Source organism: Candidatus Binatia bacterium (assembly GCA_036382395.1).
Classification (GTDB): domain Bacteria; phylum Desulfobacterota; class Binatia; order HRBIN30; family HRBIN30; genus JAGDMS01.
On sequence record DASVHW010000037.1, the window covers coordinates 1 to 22,765 of the forward strand.

Consider the following 22,765-nt stretch of genomic DNA (forward strand, 5'->3'; position numbering starts at 1 on the left):
CGAGACGCGCACCCGGCGGCGCGGTGAGCAGATCGATCTCGTGGCCTTTGCGGATGCGCAGGTAAGTGTCAGCGATCTGTTGCCGACCCGGAAGTGAGGCGGCGAACCGCTCTGCCGACGCGAAACGGGAACTGCGCGCCCATGGGAGACCGTAGTCCAGTGGTCTGCGCGATCTGTGCGGGCGTGACCAAGCCTCGGTTTTCAATATGCGTATGCGCCAGGGCTCGGACCAGCCTGGATTTCATGTACGCAGATCGTGCGACGCCCCGACCAAGCCGCTCCCGGCGCGATGCGCATATGCAAGGGCCCGGACCGGCCTAAGCGCAATGCCAGTAGGATAAGCGGGGCATTAACCCGCAGGGTGGCGCGGCGTAGCACGCCCAGAAACGGGATGAACATCAGTGGCTTAACTGCTTGACTTGCAAGCGAGTCATGACCTATGGGAGCCAGATAGTGGCAAGGTGCTATGCTGCAGGAACCCGCAGGGGTAGCGGATTTCATCGGGGAGTCGAATCGTAGTTATACACGCGGAGGGCTCGCCTCTATGGTCAACCGAATAGACGTATCTTCAACCGCTCTCGAAAAGAGCATCGAACTGGCCAGGGATTTCCTCGAAAAGCTCGTCTTCCCTCCAGCCGAAGAGCTCGGGCTGCTGCTGAGGGACCACGTGGCGCTGTGGCGCTTCAAGAACCAGGTCTCCGTGCTGAACAAGGCAAAGTCCTACTGCGAACAGAAGGGCATTTCTCCGCAATTGATCTCTCCCAAGTTGCTCTGTCCCCTGCTGGAAGGGTCGTCCCTTGAGGCCGATCCATCGTTGCAGGACAGGTGGGCGATTCTGCTTTCCAATATGGTGGATTCTGAGAAGAATGTTCAGAACCACGTGTTTCCGTATGTATTGGGCCAGATGTCGCTAGTGGAGTTCGAGTTCTTGGAGCAGGTTGTCAGGGACAAGAAAGAGAGGGTACGGGCGTTGACGGTCGACCTGGAACAATTTCGGGCGGAGCGGCCTGCGATCCAGGACGCTTTGGCAGCGCGTCTCGCGGAATTGTCGGAGGAGATCGAGCAGCTAAGAGAACTAGGCAGCAGCAGGTGGAACGCCGACATTTGGAAAGTGTCAGCGAAGAAGAGCACGACGGACCGAGAGATCGCGATGTTGGATCTGAGAGAACGATCGCTGCTGCGCGCGCTATCGGCGCCTCAGCTCGTCCCCGAGAGTGGTTTGAAGGAATTTGAGTTGTCTAATATCATCCGCCTTGGGTTAGTACGAACGGTCTACGCTACGCGCGCGGAGGCCCAGTCCCTGGAGATTCCGAACGATCCGAGAAAGGAGTACTTGACGGTAGACTTTGAAGTTGACCTTGAGTCTAGCAGCGAACACTTCCTCACCGAGCTGGGTGAGATGTTTATCGACGCATGTTCGGACGACCGTGGCGCATGAGCAAGTCCTGCAAGGAGAATTCGGAACACAGGGATCGCGAAAGCGCCACAATCCGCCGGCGAGCACGGGGTGGCATAACGAGTCGCTGCACCAGCCGGTCCGCTTCGCGGCCCACTGGTGAGCGCGACGTTGATAGACGAGCGATGGATCAGATTCCCAAGCGGATCAAGAGCGCCCTCCGTCAGTTGGCGGGTGAGGCGCATGAGGAGGAGCTTCGGCACGCGCTTGTGCCTCTTTCGGACGCGTTCCAGCGTTGGAAACGCGGTGATCTGCCGAGCGGCGAACTGACGGACTTGATCCATCGGTTCCACCAAGGCCCGGCAAGGGACCTCTGGGTCAGATACAATTCTCGGATGCTGGAGCCGGTCGTAGCATATGCCGTCGTCACCGGGGTGCTCGACAGAACCAAGGTCCCACCCGAGGTCCTCGACTTCTTGGCGCGCGCCATCCAGTTCTACGAATCTGAGGAACGTGACGTGCCTAAGAAGCCGGAGCGGCCGACGGGATGACGACAGCCGGTGAGGCGCAACCCCTTCAGGGTTGAACACTGTTCGGACCATTGACCCAGGGTAGCTTCGCAACCCTGGGCTATGTTTCGCAACGCCTTCGGCGTAGGGGCATCGCATCAAGGCGCGCTGAGATGGTGTGCCGTCATGCCCGCGGAGGCGGGCATCCATGGGTGGCGGGCAGTGGCCGCGTGCGGGCATGGATTCCCGCCTGAAAATCGTGCGAATGGCGAACCTATGCCAGGCAACTGGATCTGCATGCGGCGCGGAGAGCGCCCCTTCTGATCGCTAATCCTTCTTCACATGCGCCACCACCAGCCGGATGTGGTTGTACGGCACGCGGCCGGCGAGGTGGTCGTAGATGGGCTTCAGGTAGGCGCTGCCGACATCGTCGATTGCTTGCGCGACGGCACGGTAGGTCCGCTGGTCGATCCACGGGTCGAGATTCTTTGGGCGTGCCGTCGCGGCGAAGTCGGTCAGATAGCCCCAGGTGGTGCTCTCGGCGCGATCCAATGCCGTCATGACCTGCTGGATAGAGCAGCCCTTGCCGAACATCTCGAAGGCCGCTTGCTGCTTTTCGTTGGGTGCCTCGACGACCCGGCGCGGGTGGCTGCCGATGGCCGCGTCGAGCGGCAGCTCGTGCGTGCGGCAGTACTCGGCGATGTGCGCCAGAAAACGGCTGCCGAGGTCGGCCAGCTTGCGCTGACCAATCCCTCGCACGTTGATGAACGCCGCCGGCGATCCGGGCCGGGCGCGGGCCATGTCACGCAGCGTGGCGTCGCTGAAGACGACGTACGGCGGCACGCTGCGCTCCTGCGCTACCTGACGCCGCAAGTTCCGCAAGCTGTCGAAGAGTCCCGAATCGACTCCTTCCCAAGACTCTTCCTCGACGCGGGTCTTGGCGACCGCGGCCTTCGGCTGCAGCAGGCGAACGGTTTGCTGGCCGCGCATCACCGCCCATGAAGCGTCGTTGAGCCGGAGGGTCGGCCGCTCGTCCGCCGTACGTTCCAGCAGGCCCGTGTCGAGGAGCTGGTACAGCATGTTGGTGAGGGGCTTGCGGCCGGTGCCCTTCATCAAGCCGTAGGTGCTGAGCTGCTCGTGATGCCAGCGGCGCACGCGTTCGGTGTCGGCCCCCAGCAGGATGTCCACGATGTGCTCGGCCCCGAAACGCTCCCCCGACCGCGCCACGCACGACAGGATCTTCTGCGCCGTCACGGTGCCGTCGGCGATGCCTTCGACCTCGCTCAAGCAGACATCGCATGCGCCGCAGCTGGCGGCAGTGTAGGTCTGGCCGAAGTATTCGGACAGTTTCCGGTGCCGGCACACGATGCCAGTACAGTAGCGCCGCACTTGTGCCAGCAACTCCTTGGCGGCGGCGATGACCTCGGAGGGTGCGTTGGCCTCTGCCGCGCTCTTTTCGATCAGCGATTCCCAACGGATGGCATCGGCTGCCGAGTACAACAAGACGCACTCGGCTTCGAGACCGTCGCGTCCGGCCCGGCCGGTCTCTTGCTGGTAGTGTTCGATCGACTTGGGCATGGCGGCGTGGATCACGCAGCGCACATCGCTGCGGTCGATGCCCATGCCGAAGGCGACGGTGGCCGCGACGACATCCAGTTGCTCGCCGGCAAAGGCGTCCTGAGTCCGCCGGCGTTGGTCGGCTTCCATGCCGGCATGGTAGTGCGCCGCGCGCACGCCGTGGCGGCTCAAGGCGGCCGCCATCCCCTCGGTGTCCTTGCGGCTGATGCAATAGACAATCGCCGCCTGGCCCTGGTGACGGCGGATGACGTCCAGGGTCTGCGCCGCGGTGTCTACGCGTGGCACGATGCGATACACGAGGTTGGGCCGATCGAAGGTGCCGATAAGCAGGGTAGGGTCCTTCAGCCGCAACTGCTCGGCGATGTCCAGCCGCACGCGCTCGGTGGCGGTGGCGGTGTAGGCGTGTACGCTGGCGTGGGGGAAGCGCTCTTTCAGCTCGGCAAGCCGGCGGTACTCCGGCCGGAAGTCGTGCCCCCAGTGGCTGATGCAGTGCGCTTCATCGACGGCAAACGCCTGCACCTGCAGGGGCTCGATCAGCTGCATGAACCGCGGTGTCAGCAGCCGTTCCGGGGCGACGAACACCAGACGATACTTTCCGGCGGCGATCTCGTTTTCCGTCTCACGCACAGCCGCTGCAGGCATGCCGCTGTACAGCGCCGCGGCTGGATAGCCACAGGCGCGCAGGCCGTCGACCTGGTCCTTCATCAGGGAGATGAGCGGCGAGATCACGATGTCCGTGCGCCGCGCCAGTTCGGCGGGCACTTGGTAGCACAGCGACTTGCCGCCGCCGGTCGGCATCACCACGACCGAATCGCGCCGCTCCAGGCCGGCCCGGATGGCTTGCTCCTGCATCGGGCGCAACTCACCGAAGCCCCAATAGCGGCGAACCACCCCGAGGATGTCCTCAAGTGACCAAGTGCGATGCCCTGCAATCTTGTTCATTAGGCAACTCGTTCACATGTAATTGACAGCTACATATCAAATGAGACTATAAAAGGAAAAGCCATCAGCAATCAGCTTTCAGCGGTCAGCTTGGAGCCAAGGCTGAAAGCTGACCGCTGATCGCTGACAGCTTGTCTCATGGTGCCGGCGCTTCCAGCACCAGGCGCGTGGGCGTGCCGTCGATCAGGACGGTGGCCCGGTCCAGGAGTTGCTGGCTGCTGATGCGGTTGTTGACCAGCTCGGTGACGTCGGAGATGAGGAGGTAGAACGCCGCTGCTTCCGTGGTCCCGGGGCTGTCGTGCAGATGGGCACGCAGCTCGGCTTCGTCGGCGTATTCCTTGTGCGCGTACCCCAGCAGGAACGCGACGCCATCGGCCTGGAAGCTCAACGCCCGGAACTTCCGCAGACTCACCTCGACGATGTCGTTCCACACGCGGGTCGGGCGTGAGGCCGCGCCGACCTCGCGGTCGTTGTAGATGATGCCGGTGTCGAGCTTGAAAACGAGAAAGCGTTTGCCGCCACGCTCCTCGACGCCGGGGAGGGATATCGCCGCGTCCACGATCGAGCCGCCGCGCACGGCGTGCCCCAGCAGATGGCCCTCCATCATCACGGCGTCGCGACCGTAGCGGCGCTGCAGGTCTTGTAGGGAGCTCACGATCTCCTTGCGGGCGCTGTCGGCCTCTTGCTGATCCTCGGACGGCGTGGCGTTGGGCTCAACGCCCTGTGCCTGCGTCCGGCATGCCGGAAGAAGGAGCGCAACGCCGATCGCGAGCAACAAGGCAAGGGAGCCGCACGACCGCCGAAAGCTGATAGCTGAGCGCTGAACGCTAATCATTTGTATTGCCCATGAGATGATGTCAAAGTCGATAGTGCCGTGCAACGCAAGGCTTCGTCGATCCTGCCGCAGCGAATTCAACGGACAGTGAGACGCCACGAGATGTTGGTTCCCGGTGACCGTGTGCTGGTGGCTGTGTCGGGCGGACCGGATTCCGTGGCGCTACTCGGTGCCTTGGTCACCTTGACCGAGGCACTCGGCGTCAGTCTGTGTGCGGCGCATCTGAACCACGGACTGCGCGGTGAGGAATCGCTGCGTGACCAACGCTGTGCCGAAGACGTGGCGCAGCGGTTCGGGGTGCCGTGCGTCGTCGGGGTCGCCGACGCGCTGCATCGCGGGTCGAACCTGGAGGCGCGGGCGCGCCAGCAACGGTACGCGTTTCTCTCCGGTGCGGCGGGGGAGCAACGCTGCACGAAGATCGCTACCGGACATACGATGGACGATCAGGCGGAGACGATGTTGATGCGCCTGCTGCGTGGGACGGGTTCGGACGGGTTGGCAGGTATCCTTGCCGTGCGGGAAGGCTCGATCATTCGTCCGCTCATCGAGTGCTCGCGGGCTGAGGTGTTGGCCTTCCTGCGCGCGCGCCAGCTGCCGTTTTGCGAGGACAGCAGCAACCACGATTTCCGTTTTCTGCGCAACCGCATTCGCCATGAGGTGATGCCGCTTCTGGCAGCGATCAGTCCGACGGCAAGACGCAACCTGGCCGCCGCGGCAGAGATTCTCGGGGACGAAGCCGCCTTTCTTCGGGAACACGATGCCCGGCTCCTGGCCGTGGCGCTTGCTCCGGACGGCTCGTTGGCGGTGCCCGCTTTGGTCGGAGCGGCGGCGCCGCTGCGGGCCCGTTTGGTGCGAGCGTGGTTGCGGGAGCGGCGTGGCGATCTGCTTGGGCTGAGCGGCACGCACTTCCGTGCTGTGGTGAATCTGGCGCGCGGTTCCCGGCCGAATGGGCGTGTGCGCTTGCCCGGCGGGCAGTGGGTCGTGAGAGAGTACGGCTGCCTCCGCTACCCCGGAGGGGAAGAGCTACCCGTGGTCGAGACGGAGCACCTGCTGGTTCCGGGCTCGACGGTGTGCCTGCAATCGGGTTGGCGGATCGGCGCCGAGTTGGAATCCTTCGGGGAGGATTGGAGGCGGCCGATGGATCTGCTGGAAGCGGTTGCCGATGCCGCGGCCGTGGCCGTTCCGCTGGTGGTGCGTACGCTACGCCCCGGTGATCGCATTCAGCCGCTGGGTGTGCGTGGCCATCGCAAGCTGCAGGACGTCATGGTCGACCGAAAGCTGCCGCTACAGGCTCGCCGCTCCTGCCCCGTGGTGGAACTGGACGGAGAGATCTTTTGGGTTCCCGGGGTGGTGCGGAGTAACCGCGCCCTGGTGACGCCTGCCACCCGTTCAACCGTGCGCCTGAGCGCCCAAAAAACGGGCGTTGCTGGTACATAATCCCTATGTTACGGTAGCAACTGTTTTTCAGAAGGAACGTATTTTCCGGATGTTGGGGGAATGGTGAGTCAATTCTCAAGAAATGTTGCGCTGTGGTTGGTCCTCGGACTGATGTTTCTCTTGCTCTTCAACCTGTTCAACAAGCAGCAGGTGAAGGAGCCGGAGATCATTTTCAGCGATTTCATGGCCGCCGCAGAGAAGGGTGACGTGACCGAGGTCACCATTCAGGGCAAGAACATCCGCGGCAAATATCACAATGGCGAGCGCTTCAAGACCTATGCTCCCGAAGACCCGGATCTGGTGAAGGTCTTGCGCGAGAAAGGGGTCAAGATCGCTGCCAAACCCGAAGAGGGAGATCCGTGGTACGTGGTCCTCTTCGTGCAGTGGTTCCCCATGCTGTTGCTGATTGGCGTATGGATCTTCTTCATGCGCCAGATGCAAGTCGGCGGCGGCAAGGCCATGTCGTTCGGCAAGAGCCGGGCGAAGCTGCTCAGCGAGAACACGCACAAGGTCACGTTCAACGATGTCTCAGGCATCGATGAAGCCAAGGAAGAGCTGGAAGAGATCATCGCTTTTTTGAAGGACCCGAAGAAATTCACCAAATTGGGCGGCCGTATCCCCAAGGGCGTGCTGCTGGTCGGAGCGCCGGGTACCGGCAAGACGCTGCTGGCACGCGCCATTGCCGGGGAAGCCGGCGTGCCGTTCTTTTCGATCAGTGGCTCGGATTTCGTCGAGATGTTCGTCGGTGTCGGAGCATCCCGCGTCCGCGACCTCTTCGTCCAAGGCAAGAAGAACGCTCCCTGCATCATCTTTATCGATGAGATCGATGCGGTCGGACGCCATCGGGGCGCCGGCTTGGGTGGCGGTCACGACGAACGCGAGCAGACGCTCAACCAACTCCTGGTCGAGATGGACGGCTTCGAAACCAACGAAGGCGTGATCCTGATCGCCGCCACCAACCGGCCCGACGTGCTGGATCCGGCACTGCTGCGCGCCGGGCGTTTCGATCGCCGCGTCGTCGTCAACCGGCCCGACGTGAAAGGCCGCGAGGGCATCCTGCGGGTGCACACGCGGCGGGTGCCGCTGGCCGAGGACGTCGACCTGGCCCTGCTGGCGCGCGGAACGCCGGGATTCGCCGGGGCGGACCTCGAAAACCTGGTGAACGAGGCGGCCCTGTTGGCGGCGCGGCGGGACAAGGATCGGGTATTTCATTCCGACTTCGAAATCGCCAAAGACAAGGTGATGATGGGCGCCGAGCGCAAGAGCCTGATCATGACTCAGGAAGAGCGCCGCAACACCGCGTATCACGAGGCCGGTCACGCCCTGGTCGCGAAGCTGCTGCCGGGTACCGATCCGGTGCACAAGGTGAGCATCATTCCGCGCGGCATGGCCTTGGGGGTGACGCAGCAGGTTCCCACTGACGATCGCCACTCGTACACCAAGGACTACCTCAGCGACAGTCTGACCATCCGCTTCGGTGGCCGGGCGGCGGAGGAGTTGATCCTCGGGCACATCACCACCGGCGCCGCGGATGATATCGAAAAGGCCACGGATTGGGCCCGCAAGATGGTCTGCGAGTGGGGCATGAGTGAGAAGCTGGGGCCGATGACCTTCGGGAAAAAGGAGGGGGAGATCTTCCTCGGCCGCGATTTCAGCCAGCTGCAGGACTACTCCGAGCATACCGCCGTGGAGATCGATTCCGAAGTGCGCCGCATCATCCAGGAGAGCTATCAGCAAGCCAAGGATCTCCTGGCCACCAATGTCGAGATCCTGCACAAGATCGCGGAGGCGTTGCTGGAAAAAGAGGTGCTGGATGGGGCAGAGATCGAAGAGATCCTTCGCCTGTGTCGTGGTGGAAACAGCGCCCCGCCTCTCACCGTCGCCAGCGGTTCAGACGTCCGCGCGTGAGTCCTGCGCCGCGCCGGGGGCGTGAGCATCTTCTGGCGTTGGCCTGCTTGCCCGAGAGTGTCGAGTGTGTTCGCATTTGCAGGGACGCAGCAAGACGCGCCCCTGCGGTTTCCGTACGTGTGGAGCGCTGGTAACGAGAGGCCGGAAAAGGTAATTCGGTCCGGGCATCCGATTTTCCCATGTTCGAGTTACTCTCCAACTTCCGCTTCCGTGACGCCATCGACATCGGGATCATTGCGTTTTTCATCTACCGCATCATCGATCTCATCCGCGGCACCCGTGCCGTGCAGATGCTCTTCGGGCTGCTGGTCGTCTTCATCGCCTTTCTCTCGTCGAAGTACTTCGATCTGTACGCCCTCAACTGGATTCTCGATAACTTCCTCGGCTCCATCCTGCTGGTGATCGTCGTCATCTTTCAGGACGACATCCGCCGCGCCCTCACGCAGGTGGGCACGCGCCCGTTTTTCGGTTCGGAGTCCGGCCTGGCGGGGCAGGATCTCGAAGAGATCATCCGCGCCGCCGTGTCCCTGGCCAGCAAGCGCATCGGTGCGCTGATCGTGCTGCAGCGCGACGTGGGGTTGAACGACTATGTCGAGGTCGGGACGCGGCTGGACGCGCGTGTCAGCAAGGAGCTCATCACCAGCATCTTCCTGCCGCTCTCCCCGATTCACGATGGGGCGCTGATCATCCATAAGGGCCGCATCATCGCGGCGGGATGCTTCCTGCCGCTGACCACCAACCCCCATGTGAGCAAGACCTTGGGCACGCGCCATCGCGCCGCGATCGGCTTGACCGAAGAGACCGACGCCGTCGTGATCGTCATCTCGGAGGAGGAAGGCGCGATTTCCATGGTGCGCGAGGGCCGCATCACGCGGGACGTTGACGCCGCCACCTTGCGGAGCACGCTGCTGAGGCTGCTGAGCTGATGAAGAAGTGGCTTGAGCGCGAGCAATTGCAGGCGGCGTGGGCGGCAGCCCGCACCGCCGTCGCCGACCCGGATCGCATCCGCCAACTGTTTACGCGCAACCTCGCCCTGAAGATCCTTTCGCTGCTGATCGCGTTCAGCATCTGGTTCTTCGTCAACTTCGGCGAACGCGATACGGAAGAGACGTTGAAAGCCCCACTCGAGCTGCGCAACATTCCGGCGCATCTGATGATCATCAGCCCGAAAGCCGATTTCATCGATTTGCGCGTCAGCGGCCCGCGTGCCCTGCTCGGGCGCATCGACCGTGATCGGCTGGCGATTTCGTTGGACCTTGGCGGGGTGAGGCCGGGGCCCGCCGTCTTCCGGGTCGATGCCGACTCGTTGAACCTACCCCGCGGCGTGAAGGTGGTGCGCATTACGCCGGCCCAGCTGACGCTGGAACTCGAGCGCGTCGGTCATAAGTCCGTGCCGGTGCATTTGCGCGTGGGGGGCAAGCCTCCTTCCGGACTGCAGGTCATGGACACGAAAGTCGCGCCTGAAACCGTCCAGGTCACGGGCCCGGCGTCCGACGTGGAGGATGTGCAGGCGGCAAATACGGAACCGTTTGACGTGCACGACGCCCGCGCCGGAACCATCGAGCACGAGCTGTCCTTGGAGTCGCCCAGTGAATATCTGGCGTTTAGCGCCAATCGGGTCGCGGCGCAGGTGCGGATCGAAGAAGTGCCGGTGACCCGCGAGTTCAAGCGGGTGGCCGTCACCGTGCGCAACACGGCACTGCGGTATCAGGTCGCGCCCGATCACGTGCGCGTCCTCGTGCGCGGACCGAAACGGCTGGTCGACGGTCTTGAGCTGGGGGATGGTGCGGTTTATATCGAGGCCGCAGGTGAAACTGCGGGTGAGCACCTGGTGAAGGTCGCTGTGGAGGTGCCGTCCGGCGTACTGCTCGTTTCGGTGGAGCCCGCGAAGGTGCAACTCACCCTCTCGAAAGGAAAACCGTCTCAACGTGAGCGCCGCTGAATCCGCTCCCATCGCACCCGCCCGGAAGCTGTTCGGAACCGATGGCGTCAGAGGTGTTGCCAACGTGGAGCCGGTGACTGCCGAAACCACGCTCCGCCTCGGGCGTGCCGTGGCCCACTTGTGCGCAAAGGACGCGACGGGGCGGCAGCGGATCGTCGTCGGCAAGGACACGCGCTGGTCGGGCGACATGTTGGAGCATGCGCTGGCGGCGGGGATCTGCTCGCTGGGCGTCGATGTGCTGCTGACCGGTCCCTTGCCCACGCCCGCGGTCGCTTTTCTCACGCGGAGCATGAAGGCCGCTGCTGGCGCGGTGATTTCCGCGTCGCACAATCCCTTCCAGGACAATGGCATCAAGTTCTTCGCGGCGAACGGCTTCAAGCTGCCGGATGAGGTGGAGGAGAAGATTGAACAGCTGGTCTTCAACGGCGGCGTCGACCGTGTCCATCTGACCGGCAACAAGATCGGGAAGGTGTTCCACATCGAGGATGCCGGCGACCGCTACCGAGACTTTCTGAAGCGTTACCTCCCGGCCGGCCTGTCCCTCGCCGGGCTGAAGATCGTGATCGACTGCGCCCATGGCGCAGCCTACCATGTCGGTCCGGCGCTTTTCCGGGAACTGGGTGCCGAGGTGGTGGCCATCGGGGTGAGTCCGGATGGCGCCAACATCAATCAGCAATGCGGCGCGGTACACCCCGAGCGGCTGCGGGACGCCGTGATGGCGCAGCGGGCGCATCTCGGGATTGCCCTGGACGGGGATGCCGACCGGGGAATCTTCGTTGATGAAGCCGGCGCCGTTGTCGACGGTGACGAAGTGCTGGCCATGGCCGCTGCCGAAATGCTGGCGCGCGGCACCCTGAAGCACGCCACCGTCGTGGCCACCGTCATGAGCAATATCGGGCTCGAAATCGCCCTGCGTGAGCGCGGTGTACGCCTGGTGCGCGTCAAGGTCGGCGACCGTTACGTGGTCGAGGAAATGCGGCGTCACGACTACACCCTCGGCGGAGAACAGTCCGGGCACCTGGTGTTCATCGAGCACGGCACGACCGGAGATGGCCTGATGTCGGCGCTGAGCGTCGTGCGCCTGCTGGTCGAACGACAGCGCCCGTTGAGCGAGTTGAAGCGCGTCATGACGAAGTTCCCGCAAGTGTTGCTCAACGTGCCGGTGGCGCGCCGTGCCGAATTGGGGACGCTGCCGAACCTACAGCGCACGCTCGACAAGGTCGCGGCGGAACTCGGCGACCGCGGGCGTGTCGTGGTGCGTTACTCGGGGACAGAGCCGCTGGTTCGCATCATGGTGGAGGGCGAACAGCAGCTCCAGGTGCAGGCCTATGCGGAAGAGATCGCCGCCACCATTCGCTCGGAGCTGGTGAGATGATACAACTCGGCGTCAACCTGGATCATGTGGCGACGCTGCGGCAGGTGAGGCGGACGCTATATCCGGATCTGCTGGCCGCCGCCCAAGCGGCTGAACGTGGCGGCGCGGACGGGATCACGGTGCACTTGCGCGAGGATCGCCGCCATATCCAGGACGCGGACGTCGACGTGTTGCGAGCCCGCATTGCCACCAAGCTGAATCTGGAGATGGCGGCCACCGAGGAGATGGTGCTGAAAGCGTGCACAGTCCGCCCCCAGGATGTGTGTCTGGTGCCGGAACGGCGCGAAGAGCTGACCACGGAGGGTGGACTCGACGCGGCCGGCCAGATCGACGGCTTGCTGTCCGTTGTGGGGCGGATGCGTGATGCCGGCATTCGCGTGAGTCTGTTCATCGATCCGGAGGACCGGCAGATCGAAGCGGCTCATCGCGTGCGTGCCGACGCCATCGAGATCCACACGGGACCATACGCAGACGCGCCAACGGCGCCGGCTCGCGAGGCGGAACTGGAGCGTATCCGCCGGGCAGTACGGACGGCCGTCGCCGCCGGATTGATCGTCAATGCTGGCCACGGCCTGACGCTGGACAATGTCACGCCCATCGCGGCGATTCCGGTCATTCATGAACTCAACATCGGTCACAGCATCGTTGCCGACGCGCTGTTCGTTGGTCTCGAAGAAGCGGTGCGCCGGCTGAAGGCACGCCTGCGGGCGGCGCGCGAGGGCTGAAGGCGTGTTGCGTATCCAACATTCAGCCCCCAACCCCCGATTGCCGTCATGATCGTCGTCACTGCGGCCGAGTCGCGCCGCCTGGATGAGCTCACCATTCAACGCTACGGGACGCCCGGGCATGTGCTGATGGAACGCGCCGGCGCCGGCGCCACGGCGGCGCTGCTGGAACAGTTCCCGCATGTGCACCGGCGGCGAGTCCTCGTCTGTGCCGGCAAGGGCAACAACGGCGGTGACGGGTTCGTCATCGCGCGCTTGCTGCGCCGCAAAGGGGTGCGGGCCGAGGTGGTCCTGTTCGGCAGGCAAACCGACGTCAAGGGCGACGCGGCGCGGGCGCTGGCGGCGCTACGCCGGGCCCGTGGCGTCATTACCGAGGCCACGTCGGCACACGATATCGCCCAACTGCCGGCAATGATGCAGGACGCCGTCTTGCTCGTTGATGCGGTGTTCGGGACCGGGCTCAACGCTCCCGTCGAGGGCCGGTATGCCGACGTGCTGCATATGATGAACGCCTCCGGGGTGCCGATTTTCGCCGTCGATATTCCGTCCGGACTCGATGCGGATCGCGGCACGCCGCTCGGGGTTGCCATCCAGGCCGAGGCCACCGCCACCTTCGGTTTCGCCAAAATCGGCCAGGTGATCCATCCAGGGATCGGTTACGTCGGCGCCCTGGCGGTGGTGGACATCGGTATCGCGCCCGAAGCGCTCGCCGAGGTGCAACCCCGCACGCAACTGCTGGAGCCGGCTGACGTGGCGGGTCTCGTTCCGGTGCGCACGCCGGAGGCGCACAAGGGGACGTGCGGCCACGTGCTGGTCGTCGCCGGTTCAAAGGGGCACAGCGGCGCGGCTTTGATGACGGCGCACGCGGCGGCCAGAGCCGGAGCCGGCTTGACGACACTTGCCGGTCCGGCCTCGTTGAACGCCATTTTATCGTCGGGACGGCCCGAAGTGATGACGGCGCCGCTGCGCGATGTCGAGGGCTTCGTCCAGTTCGACGAGTCACAAGTGCGATCGATGCTGGAAGGGAAGGACGCGGTGGTCGTCGGTCCGGGCCTCGGCACACATGAAGACGCGCAGAAGCTCGTGCGGTTCCTGCTCGGCGAGATTGCCTTGCCGATGGTCGTTGATGCCGATGCGCTGACATGCGTCGCGCGCCACCGTGCGGTGCTCAGGACGGTGCGAGCGCCGGCATTGTTGACCCCACACCCGGGGGAGATGGCGCGCCTGCTGGGAAGCGACACGGCCTCGGTGCAGGCGGATCGTCTCGGCACTGCCGTCGCCTTTGCACGGGCGCACCGCTGTACCCTGGTGCTGAAAGGGGCACGCAGCCTCATCGCCGCCGCGGATGGCTCGGTCTGGATCAACCCCACCGGGAATCCTGGAATGGCGTCAGGCGGTATGGGTGATGCGCTCTCGGGAATCCTCGGCGGGCTACTGGCGCAAGGGTTGACTCCTCCGGAGGCCGCCTGCCTCGGGGTGTACCTCCACGGCGAAGTAGCCGACCACGTGGCGGCTGCGCAAGGCCAGATCGGATTGTTGGCCTCGGATATCATCGAAGGTGTGCCCGCCGGATTGAAGCGCTTGCGGCAAGAAATTGAGGATCGCTCCAGAGCTACCCTCTCCATCCGGCAACGGGGTAAGCGGACGAGATGACCTCCTCAGGGATCACTGGTTCCGCCGATGCGCTCCCTTCCAGTGCACGCACCATTCACAGTCACGGCGAGGACGAGACCCGTGCGTGCGGGGTGCGCCTGGGGCGAGGCGTACGAGGCGGGGATCTGATCGGCCTGCGCGGGGAGTTGGGGGCCGGCAAGACCTGCTTCGTCCGTGGCCTGGCCGAAGGGCTCGGCATTGCGCCACGCAAGGTCCGGAGCCCGAGTTTTACCCTGGTGAACGAGTATAGCGGCGGACGCTTGCCGCTGTATCACATCGACCTCTACCGCTTGGCGCCGTCCGCGGTGGACAGGATGGCCATGCGCGACTACGTTTACGGGGACGGCGTGTGCGTGGTGGAGTGGTTCGAACGGTTCGGAGAAGAAGCCCCTCACCTGGAGATTCAGTTTACGTTCGTGGGAGAGAACGAGCGCGTTCTCGTGGCGGCCGCTCATGGCGTGCAGTATGCTGCGCTGCTAAACGCGTTAGGCGAAGGATGACTCAGTGACGTTGATCGTGCAGAAATACGGCGGGACATCGGTCGGGGACCCCGCGCGCATCAAGGCGGTGGCGCAGCGGGTCGCGGCCACTCGCGCTGCCGGCAACCACGTCATCGTTGTGGTCTCGGCGATGGCGGGCGAAACCAACCGCCTCCTCGATCTGGCCGGGAAGGTGTCGGAGCGCCCCGACGCACGGGAAACGGATGTGCTGCTCGCCACCGGTGAGCAGGTCTCGGTGGCGCTGCTGGCGATGGCGCTGCAGGACCTGGGTGTGCGCGCGCAGTCTTTCCTCGGGCATCAGATCCGCATCTCCACCGACAGCGTGTTCGGGCGGGCGCGGATCAAGAGCATCGATGCGGAACACATGCTGGAGGTGGTGAAGGACGGCGCGGTGGCGGTGGTGGCGGGCTTCCAGGGAGTGGACAACGATTCGAACATCACCACCCTCGGCCGCGGTGGCGGCGATACCAGCGCGGTGGCGGTGGCCGCTGCTGTCAAGGCGGACGTGTGTGAGATCTACACCGACGTGAACGGCGTGTACACCACCGATCCCCGCATCTGCCCCAAGGCGCGCAAGCTGGCGCGCATCTCCTTCGACGAGATGCTCGAGCTGGCGAGCTTGGGGGCCAAGGTGCTGCAGATCCGTTCCGTGGAGTTCGCCAAACGTTACGGCGTACCGGTGCACGTGCGTTCCAGTTTTTCGGATGAACCGGGAACCTGGGTCGTCGAGGAGGATTCAAGTATGGAAGATGTGCTGGTCACGGGTGTGGCCCATGACCTCAACGAAGCGAAGATCACGTTGCTTCGCGTTCCGGATCGCCCCGGCCTGGCGGCGAAGATCCTGACGCCCATTGCCAATGCGCACATCGTTGTCGACATGATCATCCAGAATGCCAGTGAGGAGGGCTACACCGACCTTACCTTCACCGTGCCGCGCGCCGATCACCAGAAGGCCTTGGCCATGGTGAAAGAGGTCGCCGCTGAAATCGGCGCGCGCGGGGTGACGTCGGATACCTCCGTCGCCAAGGTGTCGGTGGTGGGGTTGGGGATGCGCAGCCACGCCGGCGTCGCCGCGCGCATGTTTCAGGTGCTGGCGCAGGAAGGCATCAACATCCAGATGATTTCGACCTCGGAGATCAAGGTGTCGGCGGTGATCGATGCCAAGTACGCCGAGTTGGCGGTGCGCGCCTTGCACCAGGCCTTGATCGAAGAGGGCGTTGATGAGGCCTCGGCGTGACCGGCGCGCGACACATCGAAATCTACGATACGACGCTGCGCGACGGCTGCCAGGCCGAAGACATCGCCTTTACGGTCGAGGACAAGCTGCGCATCGCCGAGCGTCTGGACGAGTTCGGCATCCGCTACATCGAAGGCGGCTGGCCCGGTTCGAACCCGCGTGACGAGGCGTTTTTCAAAGCCGCCAAGCAGCTGCGCCTGAAGCAGGGCCAAATCGCCGCCTTCGGTGCGACGGCACGCGCCGGCATCAAGCCCGGCGACGATCAGAATATCAAGATGCTGCTGCGCGCCGAGACGCCGGTGGTCACCATCTTCGGCAAAACGTGGGAGTTGCACGTGCGCGACGACCTGCGCATCTCGAAGATGCAGAACTTCGAGATCATCCACGAGAGCATCGCCTTCCTGAAGCGGCATGTGGACAAGGTCATCTTCGATGCCGAGCACTTCTTCGACGGCTTCCGCGACAATGCCGAGTTCGCGGTCGAATGCTGCCGCGTCGCCGCCGACGGTGGCGCCGACCTGATTTGCCTGTGCGACACCAACGGCGGGCGTCTGCCCGATGAAGTTGCCGCCGCCGTCGATGCGGCGCGCCAGGCGGTGGGTGTGGAGATCGGCATTCACTGCCACAACGATTCCGAGTTGGCGATCGCCAACAGCCTGGTGGCCGTGCAGCACGGCGCGACGCAAGTGCAGGGCACCATCAACGGCATCGGCGAACGCTGCGGCAACGCCAACCTGTGCTCGGTGATCGCCAACCTGCAGCTGAAGATGAATTATAAGGTGGTCAGCGCCACGCAGTTGCGCCGCTTGCGCGAGTTGTCGCATTTCGTCTGGGAGCTGGCCAACCTCGAACCCAACAAGCGCCAGGCCTTCGTGGGCCTGAGTGCCTTCGCGCACAAGGGCGGCATTCACGTCGCCGCGGTGCAGAAGAACCCGCTCACCTACGAACACATCGACCCGGCCGTGGTCGGGAACCGGCAGCGCGTGCTGGTGTCGGACCTCTCCGGGCGCAGCAACATCCTGTACAAAGCGCAGGAGTTCGGCGTCGATGTCGAAACCCTGAAGCCGGCTGTCAAACAGGTGCTCGCCGAGGTCAAGGACCTGGAGAACAAGGGCTTCCAGTTCGAAGGGGCGGAGGCATCATTCGAGCTGCTGATGCAGAAGGGCCTGAACGGCAAGGTGCGCAGCTTCCGACTCATCGGCTTTCGCGTCATCGACGAGAAACGCAAGGAAGACGAGCCGCCGCTGTCCGAGGCCACCATCATGATTGAGGGGCCGGATGGCGGTGTCGAGCACACCGCCGCCCAGGGCAACGGACCGGTCAATGCCCTCGACCGCGCCCTGCGTAAGGCGCTGCGCAAGTTCTATCCGCAGGTCGACGAAGTGCAACTGCTCGACTACAAAGTGCGCGTCCTCGGTGGCGGCGAGGGCACCGGCGCCGTCGTCCGTGTGCTGATCGAATCGGGTGACGGCTACGAACGCTGGGGCACCGTGGGGGTGTCGCCCAACGTCATCGAAGCCAGCTGGCAAGCGCTCGTCGACAGCATCGAGTACAAGCTCTACAAGGATCGCAAGCGCCAGCGCGGCAAGCGCTCCCCGGCGCACAAGAGCACGCCGTAGTGGAGTGGTTGAGAAATTCGGCAAGGGGTCCTGTCAAGGTTTCCTCGCCCTGCGGAGTCTATCGATGTTCTCTGAAAGTACCCTTCGACAAGCATGTCCTGAGCAACGTCGACAAGCTCAGGGTGAGCGGACACACCCCTATTTGATGGACTCTGAGACCGCTCGTGCTGAGAGATCCAACCGCCGGAGACGCCGGCTTGGAGAGGTCATGAACCGTTCTCACGCCCGACGCCACCGTCCAGGGCGATGTCCAACCCATCGCACCAGCAAGCGGGCTGTGTTCCGTACGCCGAAGGCGTTCCGTACCATAGCCCAGGGTTGCCGCGGCAGCGGCTACCCTGGGCAGCGACACCGATTCCTCTGCTACCCTGAAGGGGTTGCGCTCGACTTGCGGACAGCATTCCGCCGGAGGCTAGCTCAACCGGAGGCCTACAACGTGACGCCTATAGGTCCGAGTGAGACCGAGGCGGGGGCCGGACGCAACCCTTTCAGGGTTGAAAACTGTTCGGACCATCGGCCCAGGGTAGCTTCGCAACCCTGGGCTATGATGGATAACGCCTTCGGCGTAAGGAATCGTCCCGTGTCGGTTCTGTCGATTATGGGGCAACGCCCTGGGCGCCGGAGACGGCGCATGTTCATGGGCAGGCTCTCGAAGCACGTCTTCCCGCTTATCCACAGTCCCTCCGGGAGACGGTCCGGGTGAGGGGATTGCATGGCGGACGACTGTCACCGTATTGGCTGCATCAACGGCTGCAATGATCTACTGCGACCATAACGCGACGACGCCTCTCCGACCCGAGGTGTTGGAGGTGATGCTGCCGTTTCTCCAAGAGGAGTACGGCAACGCTTCCAGCGTGCACGGGCTCGGTTCGCGTGCGCGCGCCGCGGTGGAGGAGGCGCGTGCCCAGGTCGCGGCCCTGATCGGGGCGCAGCCCGCGGAGATCGTGTTCACCAGCGGCGGCACCGAGAGCAACAACCTCGCGATTCTGGGGGCGGCTTCCGAAGCCGGCCGGAGCGTGATTGTCTCCACGCCTATCGAGCATGCGTCCGTGCGTGAGCCGGTGGCGGCGTTGCGAGAGCATGGATACACCGTTCAGATGCTGCCGGTGGACCCTGTCGGGCGGGTCGCTGCTGCCGACATCGACGTGACCCTGGGTGACGCCACCGCATCGCTGGTGAGTGTGGGGTGGGCGAATAATGAGATCGGCACCGTCCAGCCGATCGAAGAGATCGGGGCGAGATGCCGCGCGCGGCAGGTGCTGCTGCATGTCGATGCGGTGCAAGCTGCCGGCAAGATCCCGGTGCATCTACGCGGCGTGGATCTGCTGTCGCTCTCGGCGCACAAGCTCGGTGGACCCAAGGGCGTGGGCGCACTGTTTGTCCGCCGCGAGGTCGTGATACGCCCGCTGGTCCTGGGCGGTGGACAGGAACGAGGCTGGCGTGCCGGCACGGAAAACGTGGCGGGCATCGTGGGCATGGGCGAAGCCTGCCGGCTCGCGGCCGCCGAGCTCGGCGCCTTCGGAAGGGCGTGCAGGGTATTGCGCGACGCGCTCTGGTCCGGTTTGCAGGAGTCGATTCCGGGCCTGCAGCGCAATAGCCCGCCCGAGGGCGATTGTTTGCCCAACACCTTGAACGTCAGCTTTGAAGGCCTGCGCGGCGAGGCGCTGGTGGCCGCGTTGGATCTCGAGAACGTGGCGGTGTCGAGTGGCTCGGCCTGCGCCGCCGGCGCGGGCGAGCCCTCGCACGTCCTGATGGCATTGGGGCGCAGCCCGAAGGCGGCACGTGATGGCGTGCGCTTCAGCCTCGGTAGAAGCACCAGTGTCGGTGAGATCGAGCAGGTGGTGAGCCTCACCGCGGCGGTGGCGCAGCGTATGCGGACGGTGCGAGGAAGGGATCGACGCCATGACTGAGCCGCAGCCAGGCGAGCGGGTCGTGGTCGCCATGAGCGGCGGCGTGGACAGCTCGGTGGCAGCCGCTCTGCTCGTCGAGGCGGGATACGACGTCATCGGCATCTCCATGCGCCTGTGGAGCGGTGCCTCCGACAGCGGCTGCTGCTCGCTGGATGATTTTCTGGACGCCCGGCAGGTCGCGGCACGCTTGCGGATTCCATTTTATGTGATGGATTTCCGCGACGCGTTCACCCGCAACGTGGTCGATCCGTTCGTTTCTGAATACGCGCAAGGCCGCACGCCCAACCCCTGCGTGCGCTGCAACCAGTTCGTCAAGTTTCGCAGTTTCTGGCAGCGGGCGCGTGAGCTTGGCGCACAGTGGTTGGCCACCGGGCATTACGCCCGCGTGTGCCGCGATCCGGTCACAGGTCACACGCAGCTGTGGGCTGCGGCCGATGCGGCGAAGGATCAGTCCTACTTTCTGTTCGCCATCGAGCCCGAGGTGTTGGCGCGCACGATCTTTCCCATCGGCGAGCTGACCAAGACAGAGGTGCGGGCGCGGGCCCAGGCTTTAGGGCTGCGAGTCGCCAGCAAGCCGGAGAGCCAGGAGGTCTGTTTCGCGCCCAAGGGCAAATATGCGGCCTTCGTGGCGCAGCACGCCGCCGCTGTGTCCGGTGGCCCCGGTACCGCGGCGGGGGTGATCGTCGACGAGGCCGGCCGGGTCCTTGCCCAGCATGACGGCATCCATCAATTCACCATCGGGCAGCGCCGCGGCTTGCGCCTGAACGCCGGCAGGCCGCTGTACGTGACCGCGATCGAGGCCGAGACCGGCACGGTGAGGGTGGGGCCGCGGGCGGCCACGCTGGCTGCCGGGCTGGTGGCGCACGGAGCCAACTGGTTGGCCGGGGCGCCGGTGGCCAACGGGGCGCACTTGGCGGTGAAAATCCGCTCGCGTTTCGCGGCGACCCTGGTGACCATCAACGCCGCCACGCGCGAGGGGTTTGAACTGCGGGCTGAGAGCGGGCTGTCGGCGGTGACCCCCGGGCAAGCGGCGGTCCTCTATGACGGGCCGCGCGTGGTCGGCGGCGGCTGGATCGAGCGGGCGCTGTTGGCGTAAGAGGTATCCATGCGCGTCGCGGTAACGACCTTGGGCTGCAAGGTCAATCAGTACGATGCGGCCAGCATCGAGACGCGGTTGCGTGACGAGGGGTGCACGATTGTCCCGTTCGAGCCCGGCGCCGAGTGGTGCTGACCGGCGTGCACCTCGGCGGCTACGGCGAGGATCTCGACCCGAAACTGGAGCTGTCCGACCTGCTGGAGATGATGGCCGAGCAAGTGCCGGTGGTGATCAAGCGACGCGCCCAGGCATTGCGCCAGCTCGGGCAGCGCAAGCGTGCCGAGTTCGCCCGTGGTTTCATCGGCCGCGAGGCTCAGGTATTGGTGGAACAGAATCCGGCGGCTGCCGGCGGATACGTGACCGGCTACAGCCGCAACTATCAGCGGGTTGAATTTGCCGGACACGCGGAGATGGTGAATCGAGAGGTGGCAGTGCGGATCGTCGGTTGGCAACGCGACAAGCTCGTCGGACAGATGCTGGGGGCTGCTCCCGCATGACCGAGCGCACCGTCCAGGACCTCGAGCAACGTCTCGGGTATCAGTTCCGCGATCCCGACAACGCCGGCGCGGCGTTGACCCATTCCTCCGCGGCCGAGGCGTCGCGGCCACGCACCGGTGAACGCTTGGAGTTTCTCGGCGACGCCGTCCTCGGCTTGGTCTTCAGTGACCTGCTGATCCAGCGCTACCCCGAATGCGACGAAGGGCAGCTGTCGAAGTTCCGGGCCGCGCTGGTGCAGACGAGCAGCTTCGCGGCCAAAGCGCGGGAGTTGGAGCTCAACCAGTATCTGACCCTCGGGCGAGGGGAAGAGCGGACCGGCGGGCGCGAGAAATCGTCGATCCTGGCGGCGGTGTATGAAGCCGTCATGGGCGCGATCTTCGTCGAGAGCGGGTATCAGCAGGTGAAAGATATCGTACTGCGACATTTCGGCGAGGCGATCGATCGCGTCGGTCAATTGGAGACGATTGATCCCAAGACCGAGCTGCAGGAGCGCATCCAGCGGACGCACCACACCACGCCGCTGTACCGCGTCGTGCGCGCCGAGGGGCCGGATCATGCGCGCTGGTTCGTTGTCGAGGTCGTGCTGGGGGAGACGGCCCTGGCGCGAGGGGAAGGTGGGAGCAAACGCAACGCGGAACAAGACGCGGCGCGGCGGGCTCTCGATGGTTTGTCCGTGCCGTGCTCCCCACCGACGCCGTAAGTCATGGAATTCGCGAGGTTATTTTTGTTCACTTTTTTCTTGACAAATTTCCGCTGATTGTTAGATAATCCCTGCAACTGGATCGAACCTGGGGGCGAGCGGCTGTCGCGCTGTAGAAACTTCACGTATAAGTAAGAATGTAGAAGGCGAAGAAAGGAGCCAGGATGATGATCAGAAAAGGCATGATGTTTGGAGGTTCGGTGGCGGCGATAGCGCTGTTCGCGGGATCGGCATTGGCGGCGGCGGGGCCAACCCCCACCCCACTTGCTTTCCCGTTTCCACAGACGGGCGCCACGTTGTTCAAGACGACCTTTGCGCGCGCTGAGAATGCGTGTGCGCCTCGCCCCGGTCCCTGGGGCGTCGGAGTTGTAACGGTGCAAGTCACTGGCGGCACAAACGGAATGGAAATGGGATGCGTGGCGGACCCGAACAACACGAGTCCGATGCACTTCGGCAACGCCCAGCTCACGCTCCACAAGGCGCACGGCAAGTACATTCTGAATGGCACCAAGTTTCCGCTTGGGACGCAGGTTGACCTCGTCCTCTCGGTGCAGGTGACACGGAAGCTCGTGCATACGGATCTTCTCGGCACCCAGACCGTGACCTTCCCGGTACAGGAAGCAACGTGTCCGACCGCGACGGTCAACGCCAAGGGTGTGTTGCTTCAGAGTGCCTACTTGGACGACTGCCTGTCATACAAGCTGGTAGACCCCACGCCAGCCGCGATCGGAGTCACCAAGTCGATTGGCGGAACGGAAAACACCAAGTTCTCCATGGTCAACATTGAGGTTCAATCGGCGACGATAAAGGATCACGTGACCGGCCTGACGATCGGCGCCGCCGGTATCGTTCGCTAGTCGGAACTGCTCTCTCCTGGCACCACTTCCTACGCGCTGGCCAGCGGC

The 22,765-nt window shown here is 64.3% G+C and carries 20 protein-coding genes; 18 read left to right on the plus strand and 2 right to left on the minus strand.

Features of this window, described 5'->3' with window-relative positions; genetic code table 11:
- Positions 1–544 precede the first annotated feature (544 nt).
- Both VF515_01970 and VF515_01975 read left to right on the plus strand, forming a co-directional pair.
- Positions 545–1,438 carry a hypothetical protein gene (locus VF515_01970; protein HEX7406394.1) on the plus strand — a complete coding sequence of 298 codons (894 nt, stop codon included), beginning with the start codon at positions 545–547 and terminating at the stop codon, positions 1,436–1,438.
- A gap of 143 nt (positions 1,439–1,581) precedes the next feature.
- On the plus strand, positions 1,582–1,947 hold the full coding sequence (locus VF515_01975; protein ID HEX7406395.1) for a hypothetical protein: 366 nt from the start codon (positions 1,582–1,584) through the stop codon (positions 1,945–1,947).
- A gap of 285 nt (positions 1,948–2,232) precedes the next feature.
- Here VF515_01975 and recQ read toward each other — a convergent pair whose 3' ends face one another.
- Entirely contained in the window at positions 2,233–4,425 is a 2,193-nt protein-coding gene (gene recQ / locus VF515_01980) for a DNA helicase RecQ (protein HEX7406396.1), read from the minus strand.
- Between the two features lie 136 nt (positions 4,426–4,561).
- Positions 4,562–5,203 (minus strand): hypothetical protein, encoded by a 642-nt coding sequence (locus VF515_01985; protein ID HEX7406397.1) that lies wholly within the window; start codon positions 5,201–5,203, stop codon positions 4,562–4,564.
- Positions 5,204–5,362: 159 nt separating this feature from the next.
- On the opposite strand from VF515_01985, the gene tilS reads away from it, so the two are divergent.
- The 16 genes from tilS (at position 5,363) to VF515_02065 (ending at position 22,717) form a co-directional block, all read left to right on the plus strand.
- Positions 5,363–6,697: a tRNA lysidine(34) synthetase TilS gene (gene tilS / locus VF515_01990; protein ID HEX7406398.1), complete on the plus strand. Its 1,335-nt coding sequence runs from the start codon at positions 5,363–5,365 to the stop codon at positions 6,695–6,697.
- Positions 6,698–6,760: 63 nt separating this feature from the next.
- Entirely contained in the window at positions 6,761–8,605 is a 1,845-nt protein-coding gene (ftsH, locus tag VF515_01995) for an ATP-dependent zinc metalloprotease FtsH (protein ID HEX7406399.1), read from the plus strand.
- Between the two features lie 179 nt (positions 8,606–8,784).
- Entirely contained in the window at positions 8,785–9,531 is a 747-nt protein-coding gene (cdaA, locus tag VF515_02000; GenBank protein ID HEX7406400.1) for a diadenylate cyclase CdaA, read from the plus strand.
- Entirely contained in the window at positions 9,531–10,547 is a 1,017-nt protein-coding gene (locus tag VF515_02005; protein ID HEX7406401.1) for a CdaR family protein, read from the plus strand. The genes cdaA and VF515_02005 overlap by 1 nt, the downstream gene beginning before the upstream one ends.
- Positions 10,534–11,922 carry a phosphoglucosamine mutase gene (glmM, locus tag VF515_02010; protein ID HEX7406402.1) on the plus strand — a complete coding sequence of 463 codons (1,389 nt, stop codon included), beginning with the start codon at positions 10,534–10,536 and terminating at the stop codon, positions 11,920–11,922. The genes VF515_02005 and glmM overlap by 14 nt, the downstream gene beginning before the upstream one ends.
- On the plus strand, positions 11,919–12,647 hold the full coding sequence (locus VF515_02015) for a pyridoxine 5'-phosphate synthase (protein ID HEX7406403.1): 729 nt from the start codon (positions 11,919–11,921) through the stop codon (positions 12,645–12,647). Before glmM ends, VF515_02015 begins: the two co-directional genes overlap by 4 nt.
- A 48-nt stretch (positions 12,648–12,695) precedes the next feature.
- Positions 12,696–14,300: an NAD(P)H-hydrate dehydratase gene (locus VF515_02020; GenBank protein HEX7406404.1), complete on the plus strand. Its 1,605-nt coding sequence runs from the start codon at positions 12,696–12,698 to the stop codon at positions 14,298–14,300.
- Positions 14,297–14,800, plus strand: coding sequence for a tRNA (adenosine(37)-N6)-threonylcarbamoyltransferase complex ATPase subunit type 1 TsaE (gene tsaE, locus VF515_02025; protein ID HEX7406405.1), 504 nt, complete (start codon positions 14,297–14,299; stop codon positions 14,798–14,800). The genes VF515_02020 and tsaE overlap by 4 nt, the downstream gene beginning before the upstream one ends.
- 4 nt (positions 14,801–14,804) lie before the next feature.
- Positions 14,805–16,037: an aspartate kinase gene (locus tag VF515_02030; protein HEX7406406.1), complete on the plus strand. Its 1,233-nt coding sequence runs from the start codon at positions 14,805–14,807 to the stop codon at positions 16,035–16,037.
- Positions 16,034–17,656, plus strand: a complete 1,623-nt coding sequence (cimA, locus tag VF515_02035; GenBank protein HEX7406407.1) for a citramalate synthase — start codon at positions 16,034–16,036, stop codon at positions 17,654–17,656. Before VF515_02030 ends, cimA begins: the two co-directional genes overlap by 4 nt.
- Positions 17,657–18,411: 755 nt before the next feature.
- A complete protein-coding gene (locus tag VF515_02040; GenBank protein ID HEX7406408.1) occupies positions 18,412–19,566 on the plus strand; it encodes a cysteine desulfurase family protein in 1,155 nt (384 codons plus the stop codon).
- Positions 19,559–20,662 carry a tRNA 2-thiouridine(34) synthase MnmA gene (gene mnmA, locus VF515_02045; GenBank protein HEX7406409.1) on the plus strand — a complete coding sequence of 368 codons (1,104 nt, stop codon included), beginning with the start codon at positions 19,559–19,561 and terminating at the stop codon, positions 20,660–20,662. Before VF515_02040 ends, mnmA begins: the two co-directional genes overlap by 8 nt.
- A 9-nt stretch (positions 20,663–20,671) precedes the next feature.
- Entirely contained in the window at positions 20,672–20,797 is a 126-nt protein-coding gene (locus tag VF515_02050) for a hypothetical protein (protein ID HEX7406410.1), read from the plus strand.
- The gene (locus tag VF515_02055) at positions 20,791–21,159 is read left to right on the plus strand and encodes a hypothetical protein (protein ID HEX7406411.1); all 369 of its coding nucleotides are present in this window, start codon (positions 20,791–20,793) and stop codon (positions 21,157–21,159) included. Before VF515_02050 ends, VF515_02055 begins: the two co-directional genes overlap by 7 nt.
- Positions 21,156–21,860: a ribonuclease III gene (gene rnc / locus VF515_02060; GenBank protein ID HEX7406412.1), complete on the plus strand. Its 705-nt coding sequence runs from the start codon at positions 21,156–21,158 to the stop codon at positions 21,858–21,860. The genes VF515_02055 and rnc overlap by 4 nt, the downstream gene beginning before the upstream one ends.
- A gap of 164 nt (positions 21,861–22,024) precedes the next feature.
- Entirely contained in the window at positions 22,025–22,717 is a 693-nt protein-coding gene (locus VF515_02065) for a hypothetical protein (protein HEX7406413.1), read from the plus strand.
- Positions 22,718–22,765 lie beyond the last annotated feature (48 nt).